Source organism: Ureibacillus sp. MALMAid1270, from assembly GCF_049202975.1.
In the GTDB taxonomy this organism is placed as follows: domain Bacteria; phylum Bacillota; class Bacilli; order Bacillales_A; family Planococcaceae; genus Ureibacillus.
This window is the reverse complement of the sequence record NZ_JBMIRP010000093.1, coordinates 113,143-133,009: the sequence shown is the minus strand read 5'-3', so window position 1 is coordinate 133,009 and position 19,867 is coordinate 113,143. Positions and strand designations below refer to the sequence as shown.

Genomic DNA, 19,867 nt, shown 5'->3' with positions numbered 1-19,867 from the left:
GGAGTTTATTTTTCCACTCGTTCTTGTCGTTTTCGATAAACTTCATACATTAACAATGCTGCGGCTACAGATGCATTTAAAGATGTTACATGACCGATCATTGGTAAATGATATAAAAAGTCACATTTTTCTTTTAATAAACGACTCATTCCTTTACCTTCACTACCAATAATAATCGCAAGTGGTAATGTTGCATCCATTTTACGATAATCAACAGAACCTTTTGCATCCGTTCCTGCAATCCATACACCTTTGTCTTTTAACTCATCAATAGTTTGAGCTAAATTTGTTACACGAACGACAGGAACATGTTCAATTGCACCTGTTGATGCTTTTGCTACTACAGCTGTTAAACCTACTGCACGTCTTTTTGGAATAATAATTCCATGTACACCAATGGCATCGGCAGTTCGCATAATCGATCCTAAATTATGTGGATCCTCTAATTCATCTAAAACTAAAAAGAATGGATCTTCATTTTTTTCCTTCGCTGCATTAAATAAATCATCCAACTCTGCATAATTGTATGCTGCTACAGAAGCAACAATCCCTTGATGATTAGCATCTGTTAATTGATCAACCTTTTTCTTTGGAACAAATTGTACAAGCACTCCTCGCTCACGAGCTAAGTCAAGAACTTCGTTAATGCCTGTCTTTTTTACTCCTTCTGCTATCCATAATTTATTTATCTCCCGACCTGAACGAAGCGCTTCTAATACTGGATTTTTACCTGCAATCATTTCACCATTTTGCTCTGTCATGATGTAGCTCCTTTCGATTGTTCGACAATTTCAATAGCATAGTCAATAATTTCGTAAACTCGGTCAAGTTGTTTCGTTAAATATAAATAACCTAACACAGCTTCGAAACCTGAGCTGTTACGATATGTCTGAACGTCCGTATTTTTTGGTACAGAACCTGATTTTGCATTTCTACCTCTTTTGAAAACCGCGATTTCCTCTTCTGTTAAATAACTCTCATCCATTAGTCTGTGAATAATCATAGATTGTGCTTTTGCAGATACATAACGAGTCGCTTCTTTATGCAAATGATTTGGTTTAGCTCGTCCAATAAGAAGAAGGTGTTCTCGAACTTTTTGTTCGAGAACAGCATCTCCCATGTATGCCAATGCTAATGCATTAAGCTGTTTTACATCTTCAATTCGCAAATGCGACATATTATAGACCTCGTTTCCAGCGAGTTCCTTGACGAGTATCCTCTAGAACAATGTTCATCTCAAGTAGCTTATCTCTAATTTCATCCGACTTTGCAAAATCGCGATTTTTTCTTGCAAGATTACGCTCTTCAATTAATGCTTCAATTTCTTCATCAAGTAATTCATTTTCCAATTTAAATTGTATACCTAACACGTTACCTAGTTGGTCAAACGTTTCGATAAATGCTTTTAATACACGTTCTTCTGTATTTGCTTCGTTTAAATACGTATTTGCAATACGCGCTAGTTCAAACATAGCAGATATACCATTTGCTGTATTGAAATCGTCATCCATAGCAGTTTCGAATTGTTTTTTTACATCGGCAATTTTTTCAATCCATTCATCGCCATTTTCCGATAGATCAGTTGTTGCTGTCAGTCTATATTCAAGGTTTGAATATGCAGTACGTAAACGTTCTAATCCTGATTTCGCAGATTCAACTAAATCTTGAGCGAAATTAATCGGATGTCTATAGTGAACAGATAACATAAAGAAACGTAATATTTGTGGATCAAGTTGTTGTCTAATGTCATGCACTAAAACAAAATTACCAAGTGATTTAGACATTTTTTCATTATCAATATTAATGTATCCATTGTGCATCCAGTAGCGTGCAAAAGTTTTACCTGTATAAGCTTCTGATTGGGCAATTTCATTTTCATGATGTGGGAAAGTTAAATCTTGACCACCTGCATGGATATCGATTGTATCACCAAGATGTTCTCTTGCCATAACGGAACATTCGATGTGCCAACCAGGACGTCCTTCTCCCCATGGGCTAGACCAATGGATTTCTCCCGGTTTTGCAGCTTTCCATAAAGCAAAATCAAGCGGGTCATCTTTCTTCTCGCCAGCTTCAATTCGTGCTCCAACTTTTAAGTCATCGATGGATTGGTGACTTAACTTACCATAACCATCAAACTTACGAGTTCGATAATAAACATCACCCTGTGATTCGTAAGCATAGCCTTTATCAATCAACACTTTGATAAATTCAATGATATCATCCATATGACTTGTTACACGTGGGTGCACATCTGCTTTTTTACAACCTAATGCTGTAATATCTTCAAAGTACGCGTTAATAAAACGCTCTGTTAATTCCGATACTTCTTCGCCTAATTCGTTTGCCGCTTTAATAATTTTATCATCTACGTCAGTAAAATTTGAAACAAACTTTACTTCATAGCCTTTATATTGGAAATAACGTCTAACTGTATCATATACAATAACAGGTCGTGCATTTCCAATATGAATAAAGTTGTAGACTGTTGGTCCACACACGTACATTTTCACTTTTCCTTCTTCGAGTGGAACGAAAGGTTCTTTTTGTCTCGATAAAGAATTAAAAATTTGAATTGTCATTTATTTTCCTCCTTACAAGCTATGGCATTTTTGTTTATAGTCAAATGAGGAATGCACGTTACATTCTTCTAAAACAAAATTCATTTAAGATTAGATCACTTTCCGGTCATAGTATTTACTTTTATACTACCACCATTTCGCATGACTGAAACTTTTCTCCAAATAAAAAAACGCCCCTGTCATTTAAAAACGACAGAGACGCTAATTTTGCGTGGTTCCACTCTGATTGAAAGTATACGAATATACTTTCCACTCATCAGTCCAATAACGAGGACGAACCGACTTGCCTACTATTATTTCAGCTACATGCTCAAAGGTGCATTTCTGTAAAATAGAGGTTTAGGTCACTTTCAGCCGGTGATGACCCTCTCTTTGAAACGTATTTTACGTACTTCTCCTTCTCAACGCTCATACAATATGAAAATCATTTTAAGTAACAAAATTAGTATCACTACCGTTTTTTTTGTTACAAATGCACTTTATTTAACAATTTTGTAAATCCATTTTACCTCAGGATTTATAAAAGTCAATTCATACTATTTAACAAACTTTGCAACACGTTCAATAGCTTTATCTTTCCCAATTAACGCAATTGCATCTGCTAATTCAGGACCATGCATTTGACCAGTTGTTACAACACGAATTGGCATAAATAGATTTTTCCCTTTATGACCAGTCTCTTTTTGAACTGCTTTAATAGCTGCTTTAATCGAAGGTGCATCAAAGTTTTCTAGCGCTTCAAGCTGTGCTTTAAATGAAGCCATAACTTCTGGTACTTGTTCACCAGCTAAAACTTCTTTTGATTCTTCATCATATTCAATTTCATCTTTAAAGAATAGGCTTGATAATTCAACAATTTCAGCACCATAGCTCATTTGATTGTGATATAGAGCAATTAAAGCTGTTGCCCATGCAGTTTGTTCTTCTGTTAATTCTTGTGGAAGTAAACCTGCTTTTTGTAAATGAGGTAAAGCTAATTCCACTACTTCTTCTAAAGATATTTTTTTAATATATTGGTTATTCATCCATGTTAGTTTATTTTTATCGAACATAGATGGTGATTTAGAAAGACGTTTTTCATCAAAAATTTCAATGAATTGTTCTTTCGTGAAGATCTCTTCTTCACCTTCAGGAGACCAACCAAGTAATGCAAAGAAGTTAAACATTGCTTCTGGTAGGTAGCCTAAATCTTTATATTGCGATACGAATTGAATGATTGATTCGTCACGTTTTGAAAGTTTTTTATGATCTTCATTCACGATTAATGTCATATGACCATACTCTGGGTATTCCCAACCAAACGCATCAAAAATCATCATTTGTTTTGGTGTGTTCGATAAATGCTCTTCACCACGGAATACATGTGTAATATCCATGAAATGATCATCTAATACAACCGCATAGTTGTAAGTTGGGATTCCATTAGCTTTTACTAAAACCCAATCCCCAATATCTTTTGATTCAAATGTAACTTCTCCACGTACTAAATCCGTAAATTTATAAGTTGTGTTTTCAGGCACACGCATACGAATTGTGTGAGGGATTCCAGCAGCTTCTTTTTCCGCTACTTGTTCTGGTGTTAAGTGACGGCACTTTCCATCATATGTTGGTGCAGCTACACCTTTTGCTCTTTGTGCTTCACGTGAAGCTTCTAATTCTTCTGATGTACAAAAACATTTATAGGCAATGCCGCGCTCAAGTAATTCTTCTGCATGTTTTGTATAAATATCTAAACGTTCCATTTGGCGATACGGTGCATATGGTCCACCGATATCAATTGATTCATCTGGAATAATTCCTAACCAACGTAAATTATCAAGTTGGGATGCTTCGCCACCTTCAACATTACGTTCAATATCCGTATCTTCTATACGAACGATAAATTTACCGTTATGATGTTTTGCAAATAGATAGTTGAATAATGCCGTACGTGCACCACCGATGTGTAAAAAACCTGTTGGGCTTGGCGCATAACGAACGCGAACTTCCTTAGTCATAGTAATAATTGCCTCCTAAATATGTAAAATGCTTTGTTCATTTTAACACTGTGCTGTAAGAAATGAAAGTTGGTACACTTAAGTTTACTTCGTTCATTTAGAGTAGAATTTGAAAAATTAATGAAGAACTATTGTGTTTAAGTAGTATATTCTTTCGGTCTTATTTTTTGATTAATAAAATCGTAGCCATTGCAGCAATTCCTTCTTCACGCCCAGTAAATCCTAACTTTTCTGTTGTCGTAGCTTTAACATTTACTTGAGAAGGTTCTGCTTTTAATAATTTTGCAATCGACTCACGCATTTGTTCAATGTATGGTGCTAATTTCGGACGTTGAGCCATAATTGTACAATCAACATTTCCTAATACATAACCTTTTTCTTCAACAATTGCCCAAATATGCTCTAATAATTTCGCACTGTCTGCATCTTTGAAAGCTGGATCTGTGTCAGGGAAATGATGGCCGATATCTCCTTCACCTATTGCTCCTAATGCAGCGTCTGTTACTGTATGTAAAAGCACATCTGCATCAGAATGTCCAATCAAACCACGATCATGAGGTATTGTAATTCCACCTAAAATTAATGGACGTCCTTCTGCAAATGCGTGAACGTCAAATCCTTGTCCAATTCGAAACATAAATTTGTTGCTGCTATCATTATAAAATTACAACGATAGTTGCAACATTCACCATCCTTTACTATTGAATTATCTACAATCAATTCATATATTAACATATTTCCCAATTAGTAAGATTGTAAGCGTAATGATTCTAAGTAAATACATTTTAAATATGTATAAAAACTATGAATCAAAAAATCCCACCAACCTTTTAAGTTGGAGGGATTTAAAATTTATAAGATCCACGGTAATTCTAATGTGTCCCTTGCACCTTTCGAAGAATTGCCTCACCAATAACTAGGTCTTCTTGAGTCGTCATTTTAATATTATCGTAGCTTGCCTCAACGATATGTACGGGGTAACCAAGACGTTCGACCAACATCGCTTCATCGGTACCTAAAAATCCAACTTTCTCCGCAACATCCTCAGCTTCAAACAATAAATCAAAACGAAATGCTTGTGGTGTTTGGATCATCCATAAATGTTCTCGATCCACCGTCTCAACAATCTTCCCATCGCGCACTTTTTTCATCGTATCTTTAGCACGAACTCCTGCAATAGCAGCTCCATATTCACTTGCCGTTTCAACAAGTCGTGCAATAATATCCTGTGTAATGAATGGTCTTGCAGCGTCATGCACTAAAACAATATCTACTTGTTCCATTTCCTTAATACATGAATGGACAGAATGTTGGCGTTCTTCTCCGCCATTTGGTAAACCCTTTACCTTTGTAATGTGATGTTCATCAAGTAATTGTTGAATAAATGCTCGTTCTTCCGGTTTTACAGCTAACCAAATTCCTGTACAATTTTCATCATTTTGAAAAACATTAAGTGTATGGATTAAAATAGGTTTATTTTGAAGGAGTAGAAATAGTTTATTCTTTCCAGCTCCCATCCTTTTCCCACTTCCTGCTGCAGGTAATACAACTTCATATTGCACTGTAATTCCACTTCCTACTGGGTCTATAAATTTCGTAATAATAACGGATGGCCAATACTCGCCAGCGTTACGTCTTCACGTTAACTATACAAAACTATGCTACTTCTTCTTTTGGTTTTGCAAAAATCATGCGACCTGCAGATGTTTGTAATACACTGGTTACCGTCACTGTAATAGACTGGCCAATATAACTTCGCCCACCTTCTACTACAATCATCGTACCATCATCTAAGTAAGCTACGCCTTGATTGTGCTCTTTCCCATCTTTAATAACTAGGACTTGCATGTCTTCTCCAGGTATAACTACTGGTTTTACTGCATTTGCAAGGTCATTAATATTTAGCACTTGCACTTGATGTAATTCACAGACTTTATTTAAATTAAAATCATTTGTCAGAATCTGTGCACCAATTTTCTTTGCAAGCCTTACTAATTTCAAGTCGACTTCATGAATATCTTCAAAATCTTCTTCTGAGATGATCACTTTGGTCGCACGTTCATCTTGTAGTTTTTTCAATATATCCAGACCACGACGTCCGCGCGTTCTTTTTAACGTATCAGAAGAATCTGCTATATGTTGAAGTTCTGTTAGTACAAATTGTGGTACTACTAAAACTCCTTCTATAAAGCCAGTAGTCGATATATCAGCAATACGACCATCAATAATTACACTAGTGTCTAGTAATTTTGTTAATGGATTCTGTTCATTTTGTGTGAAATTCGACTGATCTCCACTTTTCTTTTTTGACCCAGTTTGCGATTTCGAAAACATATGAATGAGTTCATCCCGTTTTGTAAAACCAACTCGGAATCCAAGGTAACCTAAAATAACGGATAAAAGAATCGGTAAAATATCATTAATGATTGGGATTTGAATTCGTTCGATGGCAAAGCCAATTAAGTAGGCCACAATTAGTCCGACGATTAAACCAAGTGTTCCAAATAATAAATCGACAGCAGGTATTTTAAATAATACCTCCTCTAACCACTGAATCAACTTTACACAGTAATCTGACAATGCAAAAGATAATACAAATAACAATAATGCTCCTATTGCTACCGAAACATATGGATTGTTAAGCCAAGGATTAGATGATAAATTAATAAATTCGTATAATGGCGGTAAGAAAACAAAACCTAACGCTCCTCCGATAAATAAGAATGCAAATTGTATAATTCTCTTTAACATTTTTTCACCTCCTTATTTTAATAATAATTATACATAGCTATAGAGTACTTTGCGAAGCTGAGCACCCGTTCAAATGATATTTGGACCATGTTACTAAAATAACGTCCCTAAAACTTATACATGTTTCCTATTTCACTTTCCTACTAAAGTATTTCTACCCAAAATATAAACGAAAAATGCCCATACAAAGATGAAATTGTATAGGCATTTCTTGTATGTCTTACAAGTCGTTAAAACACGCTCTTAACGATTCATTAATCGTCTCCACTCCAATCACTTGTATACCTTCTGGATACTCCCAACCACCTAAATTAGACGCTGGAATAAATGCTCTTTTAAACCCTAATCTTTGTGCCTCTTGTACACGTTGTTCGATGCGAGACACCCTTCTAACTTCACCAATTAACCCAACCTCCCCTATAAAACAATCGGTTGATTTAACGGGCTGTTCCTTATAACTTGAAACAATAGAAGTTAGAACTGCTAAATCAATAGCTGGTTCATCTAATTTTACTCCGCCTGCTACTTTAATATATGCATCTTGGGCTTGTAAAAGCATTCCCATTCTTTTTTCTAATACTGCCATTAATAATTGAACTCGATTATGGTCTAAACCAGTTGCCATACGTTTCGGATAATTAAAGCTTGTTGGGGTAACAAGAGATTGGACTTCAACTAAAATTGGCCTTGTCCCTTCCATCGATGCAACAATAGTTGACCCCGGTGCACCGTGAGATCGTTCTTGTAAAAATAATTCGGAAGGGTTGTTTACTTCCTTCAAGCCGTTGTAAATCATTTCAAATATCGCGATTTCGTTTGTCGAGCCAAAGCGGTTTTTATGACTTCTTAATATTCGGTATGTGTGATGGCGTTCTCCCTCAAAATAAAGAACCGTATCAACCATATGTTCTAACAATCTTGGACCCGCAATTTGACCTTCCTTAGTAACGTGTCCTACTAAGAAAATAGCAATCCCTTTCGTCTTAGCAATACGCATAAGTTCGCCAGTACATTCTCGCACTTGTGATACACTACCTGCCGCACTCGTAACTTCAGGATGATGAATCGTTTGGATTGAATCGACCACTACAAACTTCGGCGCCACTTCTTCGATTGTTTGATGAATGAGTTCTAGATTTGTCTCTGAGTAAATATATAGCTCTTCAGAAGCTACACCAAGTCTTTCTGCGCGAAGCTTTGTTTGACGCATTGATTCTTCACCAGATATGTACAACACACGATTTCCTTTTTGCGATAACAACGCTGAAACTTGCATAAGTAACGTAGATTTCCCGATACCCGGATCTCCTCCGATTAGCACAAGAGCACCAGGAACAATCCCTCCACCAAGTACCCGATTTAGTTCTTCCATCCCAGTGTTAATTCGAGTTTCTTCCTCTGTCTGCACCTTAACAATCGGTGTAGCTTTCTGTACCACGGTGTCACTCGAATGTTGGAATGCACCTCTAGGGCCCTTCGTTACAATTTCAACTTCTTCCACAAACGTATTCCATTCACCACAACCTGGACATCTACCCATCCATTTTGGAGATTCATAGCCACAGGAATTACAACAGAACTTAACTTTTTTCTTAGCCATATACCCTCCTAAATATTTACGATTTAAGTTAATAAAAAAGGTGTCCGCGCTAAAAACGAGACACCTTTTCCTTTGTTATATAGATTGTACTACTCTTTTGAGCGAACAACAAATTCACCTTCAACATAATCAATTACAACATGTTGACCTTTCGCTACATTACCTTTTAATAATTCTTCAGAAAGTCGGTCTTCCACATGTTTTTGAAGGGATCTACGTAGTGGACGTGCACCATATTGTGGATCGTATCCTTCTTCGGCAATTTTTTCTAAAGCTGCATCTGTAAGTTCTAGCTCGATTTCTTGTTCTTGTAAACGTTTTGTTAATGATGTTGCCATTAAAGAGATAATTTCTTTTAATTGATCTTTCTCTAATGAATGGAACACGATCATTTCATCAATACGGTTTAAGAATTCTGGGCGGAATGCTTTTTTCAATTCTTCAAGCATTGTCCCTTTCATATCTTTATATTTATTTTCAGAGCTAGCACCTGCACCGAAACCTAAGTTTTTACGGTATTTAAGCGCCTCTGCTCCAACGTTAGATGTCATAATGACAACTGTGTTACGGAAGTCCACTTTACGACCTTTTGAATCCGTTAAACGACCGTCATCAAGCACTTGTAATAAGATATTGAACACATCTGGGTGTGCTTTTTCAATCTCATCGAATAATACAACAGAGTATGGTTTACGACGAACTTTTTCTGTTAATTGACCACCTTCGTCATAACCTACATATCCTGGAGGTGAACCTACTAGACGTGAAGTCGAATGTTTTTCCATGTATTCAGACATGTCGATACGAATCATCGCATCCTCGTCTCCAAACATTACTTCCGCTAATGCACGCGCTAATTCAGTTTTACCTACACCAGTTGGTCCTAAGAAGATAAATGAGCCTATTGGTCGTTTTGGATCTTTTAATCCAGCACGAGCACGACGTATTGCACGTGAAATAGCTTCTACAGCTTCCCCTTGACCAACAACACGTTTGTGTAATTCTTCTTCAAGGTTAAGAAGTTTTGCAGATTCCTCTTGAGCAATCTTTGAAACTGGGATACGAGTCCACATAGAGACAACTTGAGCAATATCATCTACAGTGACTTTTGATTCTTCTTTTCCTTGTTTTTCTTTCCACGTTTTCTTCGTTTGTTCTAGCTCATCTTTAATTTTTTGTTCTGTATCACGAAGAGCAGCTGCTTTTTCGAATTCTTGAGAAGATACAGCAGCATTCTTTTCGTTTCGAACATTTTCTAATTTATCTTCTAATGCTTTTAAGTTTGGTGGAACATTGAATGAACGTAATCTTACTTTTGAACCTGCTTCATCGATTAAGTCAATCGCTTTATCCGGTAAGAAACGATCTGAAATATAACGATCAGATAATTTAGCAGCTGCTTCAACAGCTTCATCTGTAATTTTCACACGGTGATGCGCTTCGTAACGATCACGTAAACCTTTAATGATTTGGATTGTTTCCTCTACAGATGGTTCATCCACTTGAATTGGTTGGAAACGACGCTCTAATGCAGCATCTTTTTCGATATATTTACGATACTCATCAAGTGTTGTTGCACCGATACATTGTAACTCTCCACGTGCTAATGATGGTTTTAAAATATTTGAAGCGTCAATCGCACCTTCTGCTCCACCAGCACCAATTAGAGTGTGTAACTCGTCGATGAATAAAATGACGTTTCCAGCTTGGCGAATTTCATCCATTACCTTTTTCAGACGATCTTCAAATTCACCACGGTATTTTGTACCTGCAACAACTGTTCCCATATCTAATGTCATAACACGTTTGTCACGTAAAATTTCAGGAACTTCATTGTTTACGATTTGTTGTGCAAGTCCTTCAGCAATCGCTGTTTTACCTACACCAGGTTCACCAATTAATACTGGGTTATTTTTTGTACGACGTGATAACACTTCGATTACACGAGTAATTTCTTTACTACGACCAATAACTGGGTCAAGTGAACCCTCTCTTGCAATTGCTGTTAAATCACGTGCTAAACCGTCTAATGTCGGAGTATTAACTGATTGAGTTTGACTTGCACCAGATTGAGTTGAGTCATTGTTACCAAGTAATAATAATACTTGTTGGCGAGCTTTATTTAGGCTTACACCCGCATTAGAAAGTACACGAGCAGCCACCCCTTCGCCTTCACGAATTAATGCTAATAAAATATGTTCTGTACCAATATAGGCATGACCTAGTTTGCGAGATTCATCAACAGATAACTCGATTACTTTCTTAGCACGAGGAGTGTAATGAACAATTGGACCAACATCCTTTGTACCTTTACCTACTAGCTCTTCAATACCTGATTCAATCATTTGTGGACTTACATCAATAGCTTCTAAAGCTTTAGCGGCAATTCCACCGCCTTCTCGAATAAGGCCAAGAAGAATATGTTCTGTACCAATGGATTCATGTTTCCAGCGAATTGCTTCTTCTTGTGCTAATTGTAAAACTTTTTGTGCACGTTGCGTAAATCGATTAAACATCATATTTTTCCTCTCCTTTTTCCTTCGAATTATGACTATCACCATTTAACTTTTCACGTAATAATTTTGCTCTGAACAGGTCGCGTTCTGTTGCTTGTAATGTTGTACCTGCATACTGTTGCACAAATCCTTGTTGTATTAAAATCATACATTCATTTAATATGCTGACAGAGATATCTTTTATTAACCCTAAGTCTACCCCTAGACGTACATTAGATAAACACGTTGCCGCCTCTTCACTCGTCATGATCCGTGCATATCTTAATGTTCCTAATGCACGTTGAATACGATCTTCAAGTGCTATAGGAGCCTGCTTCATAAGCGAATGTCTTGCGTTTCTTTCATTTTGGAGAATTTGGGTTACGACATTTTGTAAATCTTCTAAGATCTCTTGCTCAGATTTCCCTAGTGTTACTTGGTTGGAGATTTGATAAATATTCCCTAAGTTTTCGCTACCTTCACCATAAATCCCTCTTACAACCATACCTAGTCTTGTTAACATTTGAGTCATTACTTTCATTTGGTTGGACATGGTTAGCGCTGGAAGGTGCATCATTACCGATGCTCTTAATCCAGTTCCAACATTTGTTGGACAACTCGTTAAGTAACCAAATGTTTCATTAAAGGCATATGGTAGATGTTTTTCAAGATAGCTATCAAGCTTATTTGCATTTTCGTATGTTTCGAACAATTGAAAGCCTGGTGTTAAACATTGTATTCGTAAATGGTCCTCTTCATTAACCATAACGCTAATTGATTCGTCATTTGAAATAACGACTGAAGCAGATTTCTCTTTTTTAGCAAGTAGTGGACTAATTAAATGTTTTTCTACTAAAACTAATCTTTGTAATGCGGGCATTTCTTTAATTGTAAAATGCGAGAAGTTACATCCCTCTTGATAATTTAATAGTGCATTTGTAACCACTTCATCGACTCGTTTTGCTTCTTGTTCTGTAAAGCTTCTTGGGAACCGGTAACCATCTAGATTTCGAGCTAATCGGATTCTTGTACTGATTGCGATATCTGTATCCGCTCCACTATCGCTCATCCAACTAGGTGCCTCGTTTTTCAAAAAATGTTCTAGATTCATGGAGTATCCACACCTCCAAGATTAAGCTTTCTCTCCATATCTTTAATTTCATCTCGTAACTTTGCAGCATCTTCAAAGCGTTCTTCAATTATGGATTGTTGTAATTGTTCTCGAATTGCTTCTATTTGTTTTCTCAGCAGCAAATGGCTATTGGTTGTCGATCCAGGATTTTTCCCCGTATGTTGTGTCCCGGCTTGAATTTTTGTTAACACATGAGGAAGTTTCGTACTAAAAGTTTCATAACATTGTGGACATCCAAGTTTTCCTTCATTTAAAAATTGGCGGAATGTATATCCACACTGAGGACAATTTGTCGCTGTTTGTGTCATTTGACTTTGTTTTTCTGTTGTCTCATTTTTCAAAACAGGTAACCCAAACCAATTAGAAACGAGCTGAGCTAATGGAAAATGGTCATCTTTATTGAAATCGATATTAAATGGATGGAATTGATTGGCACAAACTTCACAATAATGCCGTTCACTATTTTGACCATTTATAATTTGTGTAACCGTTACGGTCGCTTGTCTGACTTTACAATGTTCACAAATCATAACCGTCACCTCACTGGTTATCGTATTTTAAAGTCGTAAGCATAGCTCGTAGGACGTAGGATCTTAATTCATCTCTAAGAGGTAATTTTAGCCTTAATGTTGTTCGATCTAATGCAGCTAGCATAAGTTTCGCTTCACGCTTTGTGATTACATCTTCATCAATTAGACGATAGATAATGTCCTCAGCCATCGATTGCGTTGCTCCATCTTCTATTTGAGCGATCATTGATTCTAATAAATCTATCTTTGAATGGGGCTTAACACGGAGAATTCGAATATAACCACCGCCACCTCGCTTACTTTCAACTAAATAGCCTTTTTCAACAGTAAAGCGTGTATTAATAACGTAATTTATCTGAGAGGGAACGCACTGGAATTTGTCTGCCAATTCACTTCTTTTTATCTCAATATGTCCTTTGCCACCTAATTCGATAATTTGTTTTAAATAACCTTCGATGATGTCAGATATATTTCCCATTTTTCACACCTCACTAGATGTTCTGACTTTGACTATCTTTGACTTTATTATATTAATCGTTTTAAAAAAATGCAAATAGAAAACACACTTATTTCATCTTATAAAGGATGGACATTTTTCTTGAATTTAAGTCACTTTTTCTAAAATTAAGAAATAAAAATCCGACTAAATGGAAATTTCATTAGTCGGACCAGTTTAAGTATTTATTTTTTTCGATGATCTGTATCTTTCTCATCAATTTTATGATCGTTTTTAGGGAATAGTAGTGCTGATAGAAGACCAGAAAATAGGGTTGCCGCAATAATAATCATTACTTTATCATACGTCGGTACTTCACTATAATAGTTCATCAACATAAAAGTTGCAGCGACTGCAACAATGACCATTGTTGGAATTACAAACTTCGATCGTTGTTTCCACATTTATAATTACTTCCTTTTCACTCATTTTTCTACTGATGCTTTCAATCTACTTATGTATTTTACAGTTTCTATGAATTAAAAACAAACAAGCCAAAGGGGATCGCATATGAAATCCCCTTAATTACATACTTATTTCCCGCGTCTTTCCATACTCTGTTGTCGTCTTAGTAGACCTCTTTCGAATAACTCTTTTTCTTCATCCGTTTCCGGATAAACCTTCGCTACAGGCACAGGTTTACCTTGGTTATCAATTGCAACATTCGTTACAAATGATTCAGTCGTTATTTTTTCTTCACCTGTACGGAAATTGATGGTCTTAACTCTAACGTAAACCTCCATAGACGTTTTCCCAGTTGACGTTACAACAGCTTCTAATTCGAGAATATCACCAACATTTGCCGGTGATTTGAAATCAACTGAATCAAATGCAGCAGTAACAATTTCTCCCTTTGCATGCTTCATACTTGCGATAGCCGCAACTTCATCAATATATGCTAATACTTTTCCACCAAAAATAGATAAATGATGATTTGTATCTGGTGGTAATACGAGATGTGATTGGATTGTACGTGATTGGCTCATTGGAAATGCATTTTCCACTTGTTTTACACCCTTTGCTGTCAAAATTCTTATAACTAATATGTCGTTTTTATTGTAATGAATTTTAGATCGGTCATTTCTTGTAGTGCATATTTAATTCCTTCACGTCCATAACCGCTATTTTTTACGCCTCCATAAGGCATGTTATCGATTCGGAAGGTAGGGATATCATTAATCACTATAGCACCAGCTTCAATCTCATCTGCAGCTTTAAGTGCATCGGTAAGTACATTTGTATAGATACCCGCATTCAAGCCTAAATCAGAAGCATTCACATGTGCAATAGCATCGTCTAACGTTTTGTATGGAACAAGTGATACTACTGGAGCAAATGTTTCTAAGCAAACGATTTTCATATCAGGCTTAACATTTGTCATAACAGTAGGCGACATCCATCTTTCAGTAAATTCTGCACCCGTTGCAACTTGTGCTCCTTGCGCTTTCGCTTCTTCTATCCATTGTTTCATTCGCTCTACTTCTTTTGGATGAATCATGGCGCTAACATCCGTTGATGGATCTAATGGGTCTCCAACTTTTAACTTTTTCGTTTCTTCTACGAACCTTTCTACAAATTGGTCATAAATCGATTCATGTACATAAACACGTTGCAATGAAATACATACCTGACCAGAGAAACCAAAAGCTCCTCCAACACATCGTGCTACGATTTTATCAATCGGCGTACTAGGTTCTATAATCAATGCTGCATTGGAACCTAATTCTAACGTGATTTTTCTAAGTCCCACTTTTTCTTTTATTTTAAGTCCTACTGGTACACTTCCCGTAAATGTCACTTTTTTTACTAGAGGATGTGTTACGAGCGTATCACTTAATTCACTACCTGAACCTGTTACAATTTGTAAAACACCATCCGGTAATCCCGCTTCTTTAAAAATTTCTGCCATAACAAGTGAACTTAAAGGGGTTTGCGTTGCAGGTTTTAACACAACGGTATTTCCTACTGCTACAGCGGGTCCTAATTTATGTGCGACTAGGTTAAATGGAAAGTTAAACGGTGTAATTGCAGATACAACACCAAGTGGAACTCGTTTCGTAAATCCAATGCGGTCCTTTGTTCCTGGCGCCGCATCCATCGGTACCGTTTCACCAGTTGCTTGTTTCGCAGCTTCTGCAGAAAACTGGTAAGTAGCAATAGTACGATCAATTTCTGCTAGTCCTGCTGCAATCGGTTTTCCTGCTTCCTTTGCTAGTATTTCCGCAAATTCTTGTTTTCTTCCGCGCATAATTTCTACAACTTTATATAAAATCTCAGCTCTCTCATAGGCTGTTGTCTTTTTAAATGACTGGAACGCCTCATGCGCCCCCTCAATTGCCTTTTCAACGTCTGAAACTGATGCTTTTGCAACATTAGCAATCGGCTCGCCATTATAAGGTGATGTTAATGTATATGAATTTTCTGTTTCAATCCATTTACCATTGATCCATAATTTCGTCTCTTTCAACTTCCACACCTCTAGAATTATTATTTTGATTCCATTTTAACACTGTTTACAAAAAACAAATAATCATTCATCAATCAGATGATGAACTTGAAGATGAAGCCGCTACTGCCGCTATCGTTACGGTCATCATCATAGCTTGTTCTGCCTGGATTAAAGATTCAAGCGATGTGATCGTACTCATTTCTAGGGAGTCAGTTAAACTAACTAATTCGTGTAAAATCTTCTGAACTGCAATACTTAGAATAATATCTTTATACCAACGGAGTTTTTTAAATTGGGAAAGCTCTTTATATAATTTACTTATTTTTTGAATTTGTTCAGATTGAACCCCTGCTACTGCATAGTGGGTTTGCTTTATTTTTATCCCTTGTTCATTTAATTGTTTTCTTAATTCAACAATATAAGGTACAAGCTGCTCAACATACTCTGCACTATGGAAGGTTAATATTTGAGATAGCCACTGTAATTCATTTCCAACCCAAAAATTAAATTGACGTAATTCAAACACTCTCCTACATTAATATTCTCAATATTCACATACTCATCACACAAAAAAACTTTTAAATTTTCGCAATTTTTTGTCATTCCATAGTTATTTCCACTATAACTATTTACGTAAATTCCCATAGAATAGTTTCAAAGGGAGTTAATGAAATTGTCGCCCATTAAAAGCCCAACAGCCTTTTATACAACAATACGTGTATGTTATTTTTTACAAAACCTAATTAACGAGGTCTTTACATGAAAGATTGAATGTATGATGCACTATAGATCTACTATAGATAAAGGGGGATGAATGAACTTACAATTCATTCGTTATATATGTAGAGAAAATGAAAGGAGAAATGCCGGTACCTTAAGCAAGGGTAAGATATTCTTATTATTTTTCAAAATATTTGAAAGAAAAGGGCTGAAGATAATATGAATCAAATCTTCAAGAAAGAAGAATTTATTATTACCCCTTTCTATAAAGGGCGAAGGCAAGAATTTATGGTTGTAAATACGAAAAAGGAGTTCAAAAACGGACACACTCATCTTAAGTCATTTAAGATGGCAAAGTATTTAATCAACTTAGCTCGCTGCAAAAAAATAAATTCTGGTTTAAGACCCTACTTATTAACGAGTTTAACAAGAATATCAAATGATCAAGAGTACATTCAGAAATTAGAAGAAGTTTTAGCCGTTAAAAGAAATAAAGGTAAGAAAGCTTCTTATTTTAATAGAGCGATGTAAATAGTAGTGAATAGAAGAAGCCGAGTTGAATGTTTAATACAACACGGCTTCTTATTGAGCAACAGAGTGGCAATCTTACTTTATCTCATTACCGGCTGCATCGTAGTAATAATAGCGATACGTATCATTTGGCATGACAGCCCTTTCCATACTCATCCATTGCCTCTTTTAGCCGTTCTTCTTGTTCCTCCATCAATGTCTAGCACACCTCCTTTAGAGCTATTTTCCGTTAGACTATGTATTCTGTAAAAAAGTTTCATAAAATAAAAAAATTGCCTCTGTGATTGAGACAATCAAAATATAAGATTTCAAAATAGAGGAATTTACTTATTAATCTTCACCTTTATAGTTTTCTACGGAAATTTTGCAAAATAGTTTCATTTTAATATGTTGGGTTATCTCGGTTGGCTAATTCCACACAATAAAAAAGAGACAATCCCCTTTGAATAAGATTGTCTCTTTTTGAACTGTCAACGCAGTCCACAATTCATATTAAATTAATTTGAGTTCCACATTTCCTCATTTGAAAACGCACGCGATCTCGTTAAAAATCGTTTACCTAATACTCCTTCTAAGGAAAACATTCCTCCACGACCGTCAACTACATCAATAATGAGTTGTGTATGCTTCCAATACTCAAATTGGTTTTTGTGCATATAAAATTTAGCACCGCCAATTTCTCCAAGCAGAACGTCTTGGTCTCCAATGATTAAATCCCCGTCTGGATAGCACATTGGACTGGAACCATCACAGCAGCCTCCTGATTGATGGAACATGACTGGTCCGTGTTTCTCTTTTAATTGTTCAATTAAAGCAAGTGCCTCTTCCGTTGCTAGTACACGTTCTACCACTTGCTAGCCCCCTCTTTTTATATTAGAAGAATCCTAATTTATTTGGGCTGTAGCTAATTAATAAGTTTTTCGTTTGTTGATAATGCTCAAGCATCATTTTGTGATTTTCACGACCAACACCTGACATTTTGTATCCACCAAATGCAGCGTGAGCAGGGTATGCATGGTAGCAGTTTGTCCATACGCGACCAGCTTGAATACCACGACCGAAATGATATGCTGTGTTAATATCGCGAGTCCAAACACCTGCACCTAAGCCATATAAAGTATCATTTGCAATTTCAAGCGCTTCTTCTTTCGTTTTGAACGTAGTCACAGAAACAACTGGTCCAAAGATCTCTTCTTGGAAAATGCGCATTTTATTGTCGCCTTTAAATACAGTTGGCTTAACGTAGAAACCATCTTTAAGCTCACCTTCTAAAACATTACGTTCTCCACCAGTTAGGCAATCTGCTCCTTCTTGTTTACCGATATCTAAGTAAGATAAAATTTTCTCCAATTGCTCTGAAGATGCTTGGGCACCCATCATTACAGTTGGATCAAGTGGATTTCCTGTTTTAATTGCTTCTACACGTTTAAGAGCACGCTCCATAAACTTCTCATAGATAGACTCTTGGATTAATGCACGTGATGGACATGTACATACTTCCCCTTGGTTTAGAGCAAATAATACAAATCCTTCGATTGCTTTATCTAAGAATTCATCGTCTGCATCCATTACATCTTCAAAGAAGATGTTTGGTGATTTACCACCAAGTTCTAGGGTTACAGGGATGATATTTTGAGATGCATATTGCATAATTAAACGGCCAGTAGTTGTTTCACCAGTAAATGCGATTTTTCCAATACGAGGGTTTGAAGCTAGTGGTTTACCCGCCTCTAAACCAAAACCATTTACAACGTTTAAAACACCTGGTGGTAATAAATCTTCAATTAATTCTACTAATACTAAAATAGATGTTGGTGTTTGCTCAGCTGGTTTTAATACTACACAGTTACCAGCAGCTAATGCAGGTGCTAGTTTCCAAACAGCCATTAATATTGGGAAATTCCATGGAATGATTTGTCCAACTACCCCAATTGGCTCATGGAAATGATATGCAACTGTATCATTATCAATTTGGCTAACTCCGCCTTCTTGTGCACGAATTGCTCCAGCAAAATAGCGGAAGTGGTCGATCGCAAGTGGTAAGTCAGCATTCAACGTTTCACGAATAGCTTTACCATTCTCCCAAGTCTCTGCAACTGCAAGCATTTCAAGATTTTCTTCAATGCGGTCAGCAATTTTGTTTAAAATTATTGCTCTTTCAGCTGGAGTTGTTTTACCCCAAGCTTCTTTAGCTGCATGTGCTGCATCTAATGCTAATTCAATATCTTCAGCAGTCGAGCGAGCTACTTTTGTATAAACCTTACCTGTAACAGGTGTTACATTATCGAAGTACTCTCCATTGATAGGAGGTGTCCACTGTCCACCAATATAGTTATCATACTTTTCTTTGAAGTTAATTAATGCGCCTTCTGTGTTTGGAAATGCATAAGCCATAGTTAATACAGACATCCTCTAACTCTCCCCTTATTCTTTTATTCTTCCAACACCTTTTAGCACTTACTACCCCAAGCTATGAAAGGTATTTATTAATATATATTTGTAAAGATTGCGGAATATAACTAAAAAATATTTTTTTCATAGAAAACTTTTCGACAAAAAGAGGAGGAAATTTATAGGATTAATT

19 protein-coding genes and 1 other annotated feature are annotated in these 19,867 nt (G+C 36.4%); of the genes, 1 reads left to right on the top strand and 18 read right to left on the bottom strand.

The window, feature by feature from the left end:
- Nucleotides 1-5 precede the first annotated feature (5 nt).
- The 16 genes from rlmB to ACOQFO_RS13165 all read right to left on the bottom strand — a co-directional run bounded on the left by rlmB (nt 6) and on the right by ACOQFO_RS13165 (nt 16,558).
- Nucleotides 6-761 carry a 23S rRNA (guanosine(2251)-2'-O)-methyltransferase RlmB gene (gene rlmB / locus ACOQFO_RS13240; RefSeq protein WP_421690144.1) on the bottom strand — a complete coding sequence of 252 codons (756 nt, stop codon included), beginning with the start codon at nt 759-761 and terminating at the stop codon, nt 6-8.
- Nucleotides 758-1,177: a Mini-ribonuclease 3 gene (locus ACOQFO_RS13235; protein ID WP_421690143.1), complete on the bottom strand. Its 420-nt coding sequence runs from the start codon at nt 1,175-1,177 to the stop codon at nt 758-760. Before ACOQFO_RS13235 ends, rlmB begins: the two co-directional genes overlap by 4 nt.
- A 1-nt stretch (nt 1,178) precedes the next feature.
- Complete coding sequence (cysS, locus tag ACOQFO_RS13230) at nt 1,179-2,582, bottom strand: cysteine--tRNA ligase (RefSeq protein ID WP_421690142.1); 1,404 nt, start codon at nt 2,580-2,582, stop codon at nt 1,179-1,181.
- 191 nt (nt 2,583-2,773) lie between these two features.
- Nucleotides 2,774-2,996 (bottom strand) — a binding site (T-box leader).
- A 122-nt stretch (nt 2,997-3,118) separates the two neighbouring features.
- Nucleotides 3,119-4,579, bottom strand: a complete 1,461-nt coding sequence (gltX, locus tag ACOQFO_RS13225; RefSeq protein ID WP_421690141.1) for a glutamate--tRNA ligase — start codon at nt 4,577-4,579, stop codon at nt 3,119-3,121.
- A gap of 160 nt (nt 4,580-4,739) precedes the next feature.
- Nucleotides 4,740-5,216: a 2-C-methyl-D-erythritol 2,4-cyclodiphosphate synthase gene (gene ispF, locus ACOQFO_RS13220; RefSeq protein ID WP_421690140.1), complete on the bottom strand. Its 477-nt coding sequence runs from the start codon at nt 5,214-5,216 to the stop codon at nt 4,740-4,742.
- A gap of 235 nt (nt 5,217-5,451) precedes the next feature.
- Entirely contained in the window at nt 5,452-6,141 is a 690-nt protein-coding gene (gene ispD, locus ACOQFO_RS13215; protein ID WP_421690139.1) for a 2-C-methyl-D-erythritol 4-phosphate cytidylyltransferase, read from the bottom strand.
- Between the two features lie 94 nt (nt 6,142-6,235).
- Nucleotides 6,236-7,330 (bottom strand): PIN/TRAM domain-containing protein, encoded by a 1,095-nt coding sequence (locus ACOQFO_RS13210; RefSeq protein ID WP_421690138.1) that lies wholly within the window; start codon nt 7,328-7,330, stop codon nt 6,236-6,238.
- 220 nt (nt 7,331-7,550) lie between these two features.
- On the bottom strand, nt 7,551-8,930 hold the full coding sequence (gene radA / locus ACOQFO_RS13205) for a DNA repair protein RadA (RefSeq protein ID WP_421690137.1): 1,380 nt from the start codon (nt 8,928-8,930) through the stop codon (nt 7,551-7,553).
- Nucleotides 8,931-9,019: 89 nt separating this feature from the next.
- On the bottom strand, nt 9,020-11,449 hold the full coding sequence (locus ACOQFO_RS13200; RefSeq protein WP_421690136.1) for an ATP-dependent Clp protease ATP-binding subunit: 2,430 nt from the start codon (nt 11,447-11,449) through the stop codon (nt 9,020-9,022).
- On the bottom strand, nt 11,439-12,536 hold the full coding sequence (locus tag ACOQFO_RS13195) for a protein arginine kinase (RefSeq protein ID WP_421690135.1): 1,098 nt from the start codon (nt 12,534-12,536) through the stop codon (nt 11,439-11,441). Before ACOQFO_RS13195 ends, ACOQFO_RS13200 begins: the two co-directional genes overlap by 11 nt.
- The gene (locus ACOQFO_RS13190; RefSeq protein ID WP_421690134.1) at nt 12,533-13,087 is read right to left on the bottom strand and encodes a UvrB/UvrC motif-containing protein; all 555 of its coding nucleotides are present in this window, start codon (nt 13,085-13,087) and stop codon (nt 12,533-12,535) included. Before ACOQFO_RS13190 ends, ACOQFO_RS13195 begins: the two co-directional genes overlap by 4 nt.
- A 10-nt stretch (nt 13,088-13,097) precedes the next feature.
- A complete protein-coding gene (locus ACOQFO_RS13185; protein WP_421690133.1) occupies nt 13,098-13,565 on the bottom strand; it encodes a CtsR family transcriptional regulator in 468 nt (155 codons plus the stop codon).
- A 203-nt stretch (nt 13,566-13,768) separates the two neighbouring features.
- Nucleotides 13,769-13,987, bottom strand: coding sequence for a hypothetical protein (locus ACOQFO_RS13180; RefSeq protein ID WP_421690132.1), 219 nt, complete (start codon nt 13,985-13,987; stop codon nt 13,769-13,771).
- A gap of 129 nt (nt 13,988-14,116) precedes the next feature.
- Nucleotides 14,117-14,587 carry an acyl-CoA thioesterase gene (locus ACOQFO_RS13175; RefSeq protein ID WP_421690131.1) on the bottom strand — a complete coding sequence of 157 codons (471 nt, stop codon included), beginning with the start codon at nt 14,585-14,587 and terminating at the stop codon, nt 14,117-14,119.
- Between the two features lie 35 nt (nt 14,588-14,622).
- Nucleotides 14,623-16,050, bottom strand: a complete 1,428-nt coding sequence (locus ACOQFO_RS13170; protein WP_421690130.1) for an aldehyde dehydrogenase family protein — start codon at nt 16,048-16,050, stop codon at nt 14,623-14,625.
- 70 nt (nt 16,051-16,120) lie between these two features.
- The gene (locus ACOQFO_RS13165; protein ID WP_421690129.1) at nt 16,121-16,558 is read right to left on the bottom strand and encodes a DUF4003 family protein; all 438 of its coding nucleotides are present in this window, start codon (nt 16,556-16,558) and stop codon (nt 16,121-16,123) included.
- Nucleotides 16,559-16,971: 413 nt separating this feature from the next.
- Here ACOQFO_RS13165 and ACOQFO_RS13160 point away from each other — a divergent pair, with 413 nt between their 5' ends.
- On the top strand, nt 16,972-17,283 hold the full coding sequence (locus ACOQFO_RS13160; protein WP_421690128.1) for a hypothetical protein: 312 nt from the start codon (nt 16,972-16,974) through the stop codon (nt 17,281-17,283).
- A gap of 497 nt (nt 17,284-17,780) precedes the next feature.
- Here the strand turns inward: ACOQFO_RS13160 and ACOQFO_RS13155 are convergent, their stop codons facing one another.
- Both ACOQFO_RS13155 and adh read right to left on the bottom strand, forming a co-directional pair.
- Nucleotides 17,781-18,134: a DUF779 domain-containing protein gene (locus ACOQFO_RS13155; protein WP_421690127.1), complete on the bottom strand. Its 354-nt coding sequence runs from the start codon at nt 18,132-18,134 to the stop codon at nt 17,781-17,783.
- 22 nt (nt 18,135-18,156) lie between these two features.
- Nucleotides 18,157-19,677: an aldehyde dehydrogenase gene (adh, locus tag ACOQFO_RS13150; RefSeq protein WP_421690204.1), complete on the bottom strand. Its 1,521-nt coding sequence runs from the start codon at nt 19,675-19,677 to the stop codon at nt 18,157-18,159.
- Between the last annotated feature and the right edge of the window lie 190 nt (nt 19,678-19,867).

Excerpts from the sequence above, each read along its gene's own strand:
- rlmB (WP_421690144.1), bottom strand. The coding sequence starts at position 761 with ATGACAGAGCAAAATGGTGAAATGATTGCAGGTAAAAATCCAGTATTA.
- ACOQFO_RS13235 (WP_421690143.1), bottom strand. The coding sequence starts at position 1,177 with ATGTCGCATTTGCGAATTGAAGATGTAAAACAGCTTAATGCATTAGCA.
- cysS (WP_421690142.1), bottom strand. The coding sequence starts at position 2,582 with ATGACAATTCAAATTTTTAATTCTTTATCGAGACAAAAAGAACCTTTC.
- gltX (WP_421690141.1), bottom strand. The coding sequence starts at position 4,579 with ATGACTAAGGAAGTTCGCGTTCGTTATGCGCCAAGCCCAACAGGTTTT.
- ispF (WP_421690140.1), bottom strand. The coding sequence starts at position 5,216 with ATGTTTCGAATTGGACAAGGATTTGACGTTCACGCATTTGCAGAAGGA.
- ACOQFO_RS13210 (WP_421690138.1), bottom strand. The coding sequence starts at position 7,330 with ATGTTAAAGAGAATTATACAATTTGCATTCTTATTTATCGGAGGAGCG.
- radA (WP_421690137.1), bottom strand. The coding sequence starts at position 8,930 with ATGGCTAAGAAAAAAGTTAAGTTCTGTTGTAATTCCTGTGGCTATGAA.
- ACOQFO_RS13200 (WP_421690136.1), bottom strand. The coding sequence starts at position 11,449 with ATGATGTTTAATCGATTTACGCAACGTGCACAAAAAGTTTTACAATTA.
- ACOQFO_RS13195 (WP_421690135.1), bottom strand. The coding sequence starts at position 12,536 with ATGAATCTAGAACATTTTTTGAAAAACGAGGCACCTAGTTGGATGAGC.
- ACOQFO_RS13190 (WP_421690134.1), bottom strand. The coding sequence starts at position 13,087 with ATGATTTGTGAACATTGTAAAGTCAGACAAGCGACCGTAACGGTTACA.
- ACOQFO_RS13185 (WP_421690133.1), bottom strand. The coding sequence starts at position 13,565 with ATGGGAAATATATCTGACATCATCGAAGGTTATTTAAAACAAATTATC.
- ACOQFO_RS13180 (WP_421690132.1), bottom strand. The coding sequence starts at position 13,987 with ATGTGGAAACAACGATCGAAGTTTGTAATTCCAACAATGGTCATTGTT.
- ACOQFO_RS13160 (WP_421690128.1), top strand. The coding sequence starts at position 16,972 with ATGAATCAAATCTTCAAGAAAGAAGAATTTATTATTACCCCTTTCTAT.
- adh (WP_421690204.1), bottom strand. The coding sequence starts at position 19,677 with ATGGCTTATGCATTTCCAAACACAGAAGGCGCATTAATTAACTTCAAA.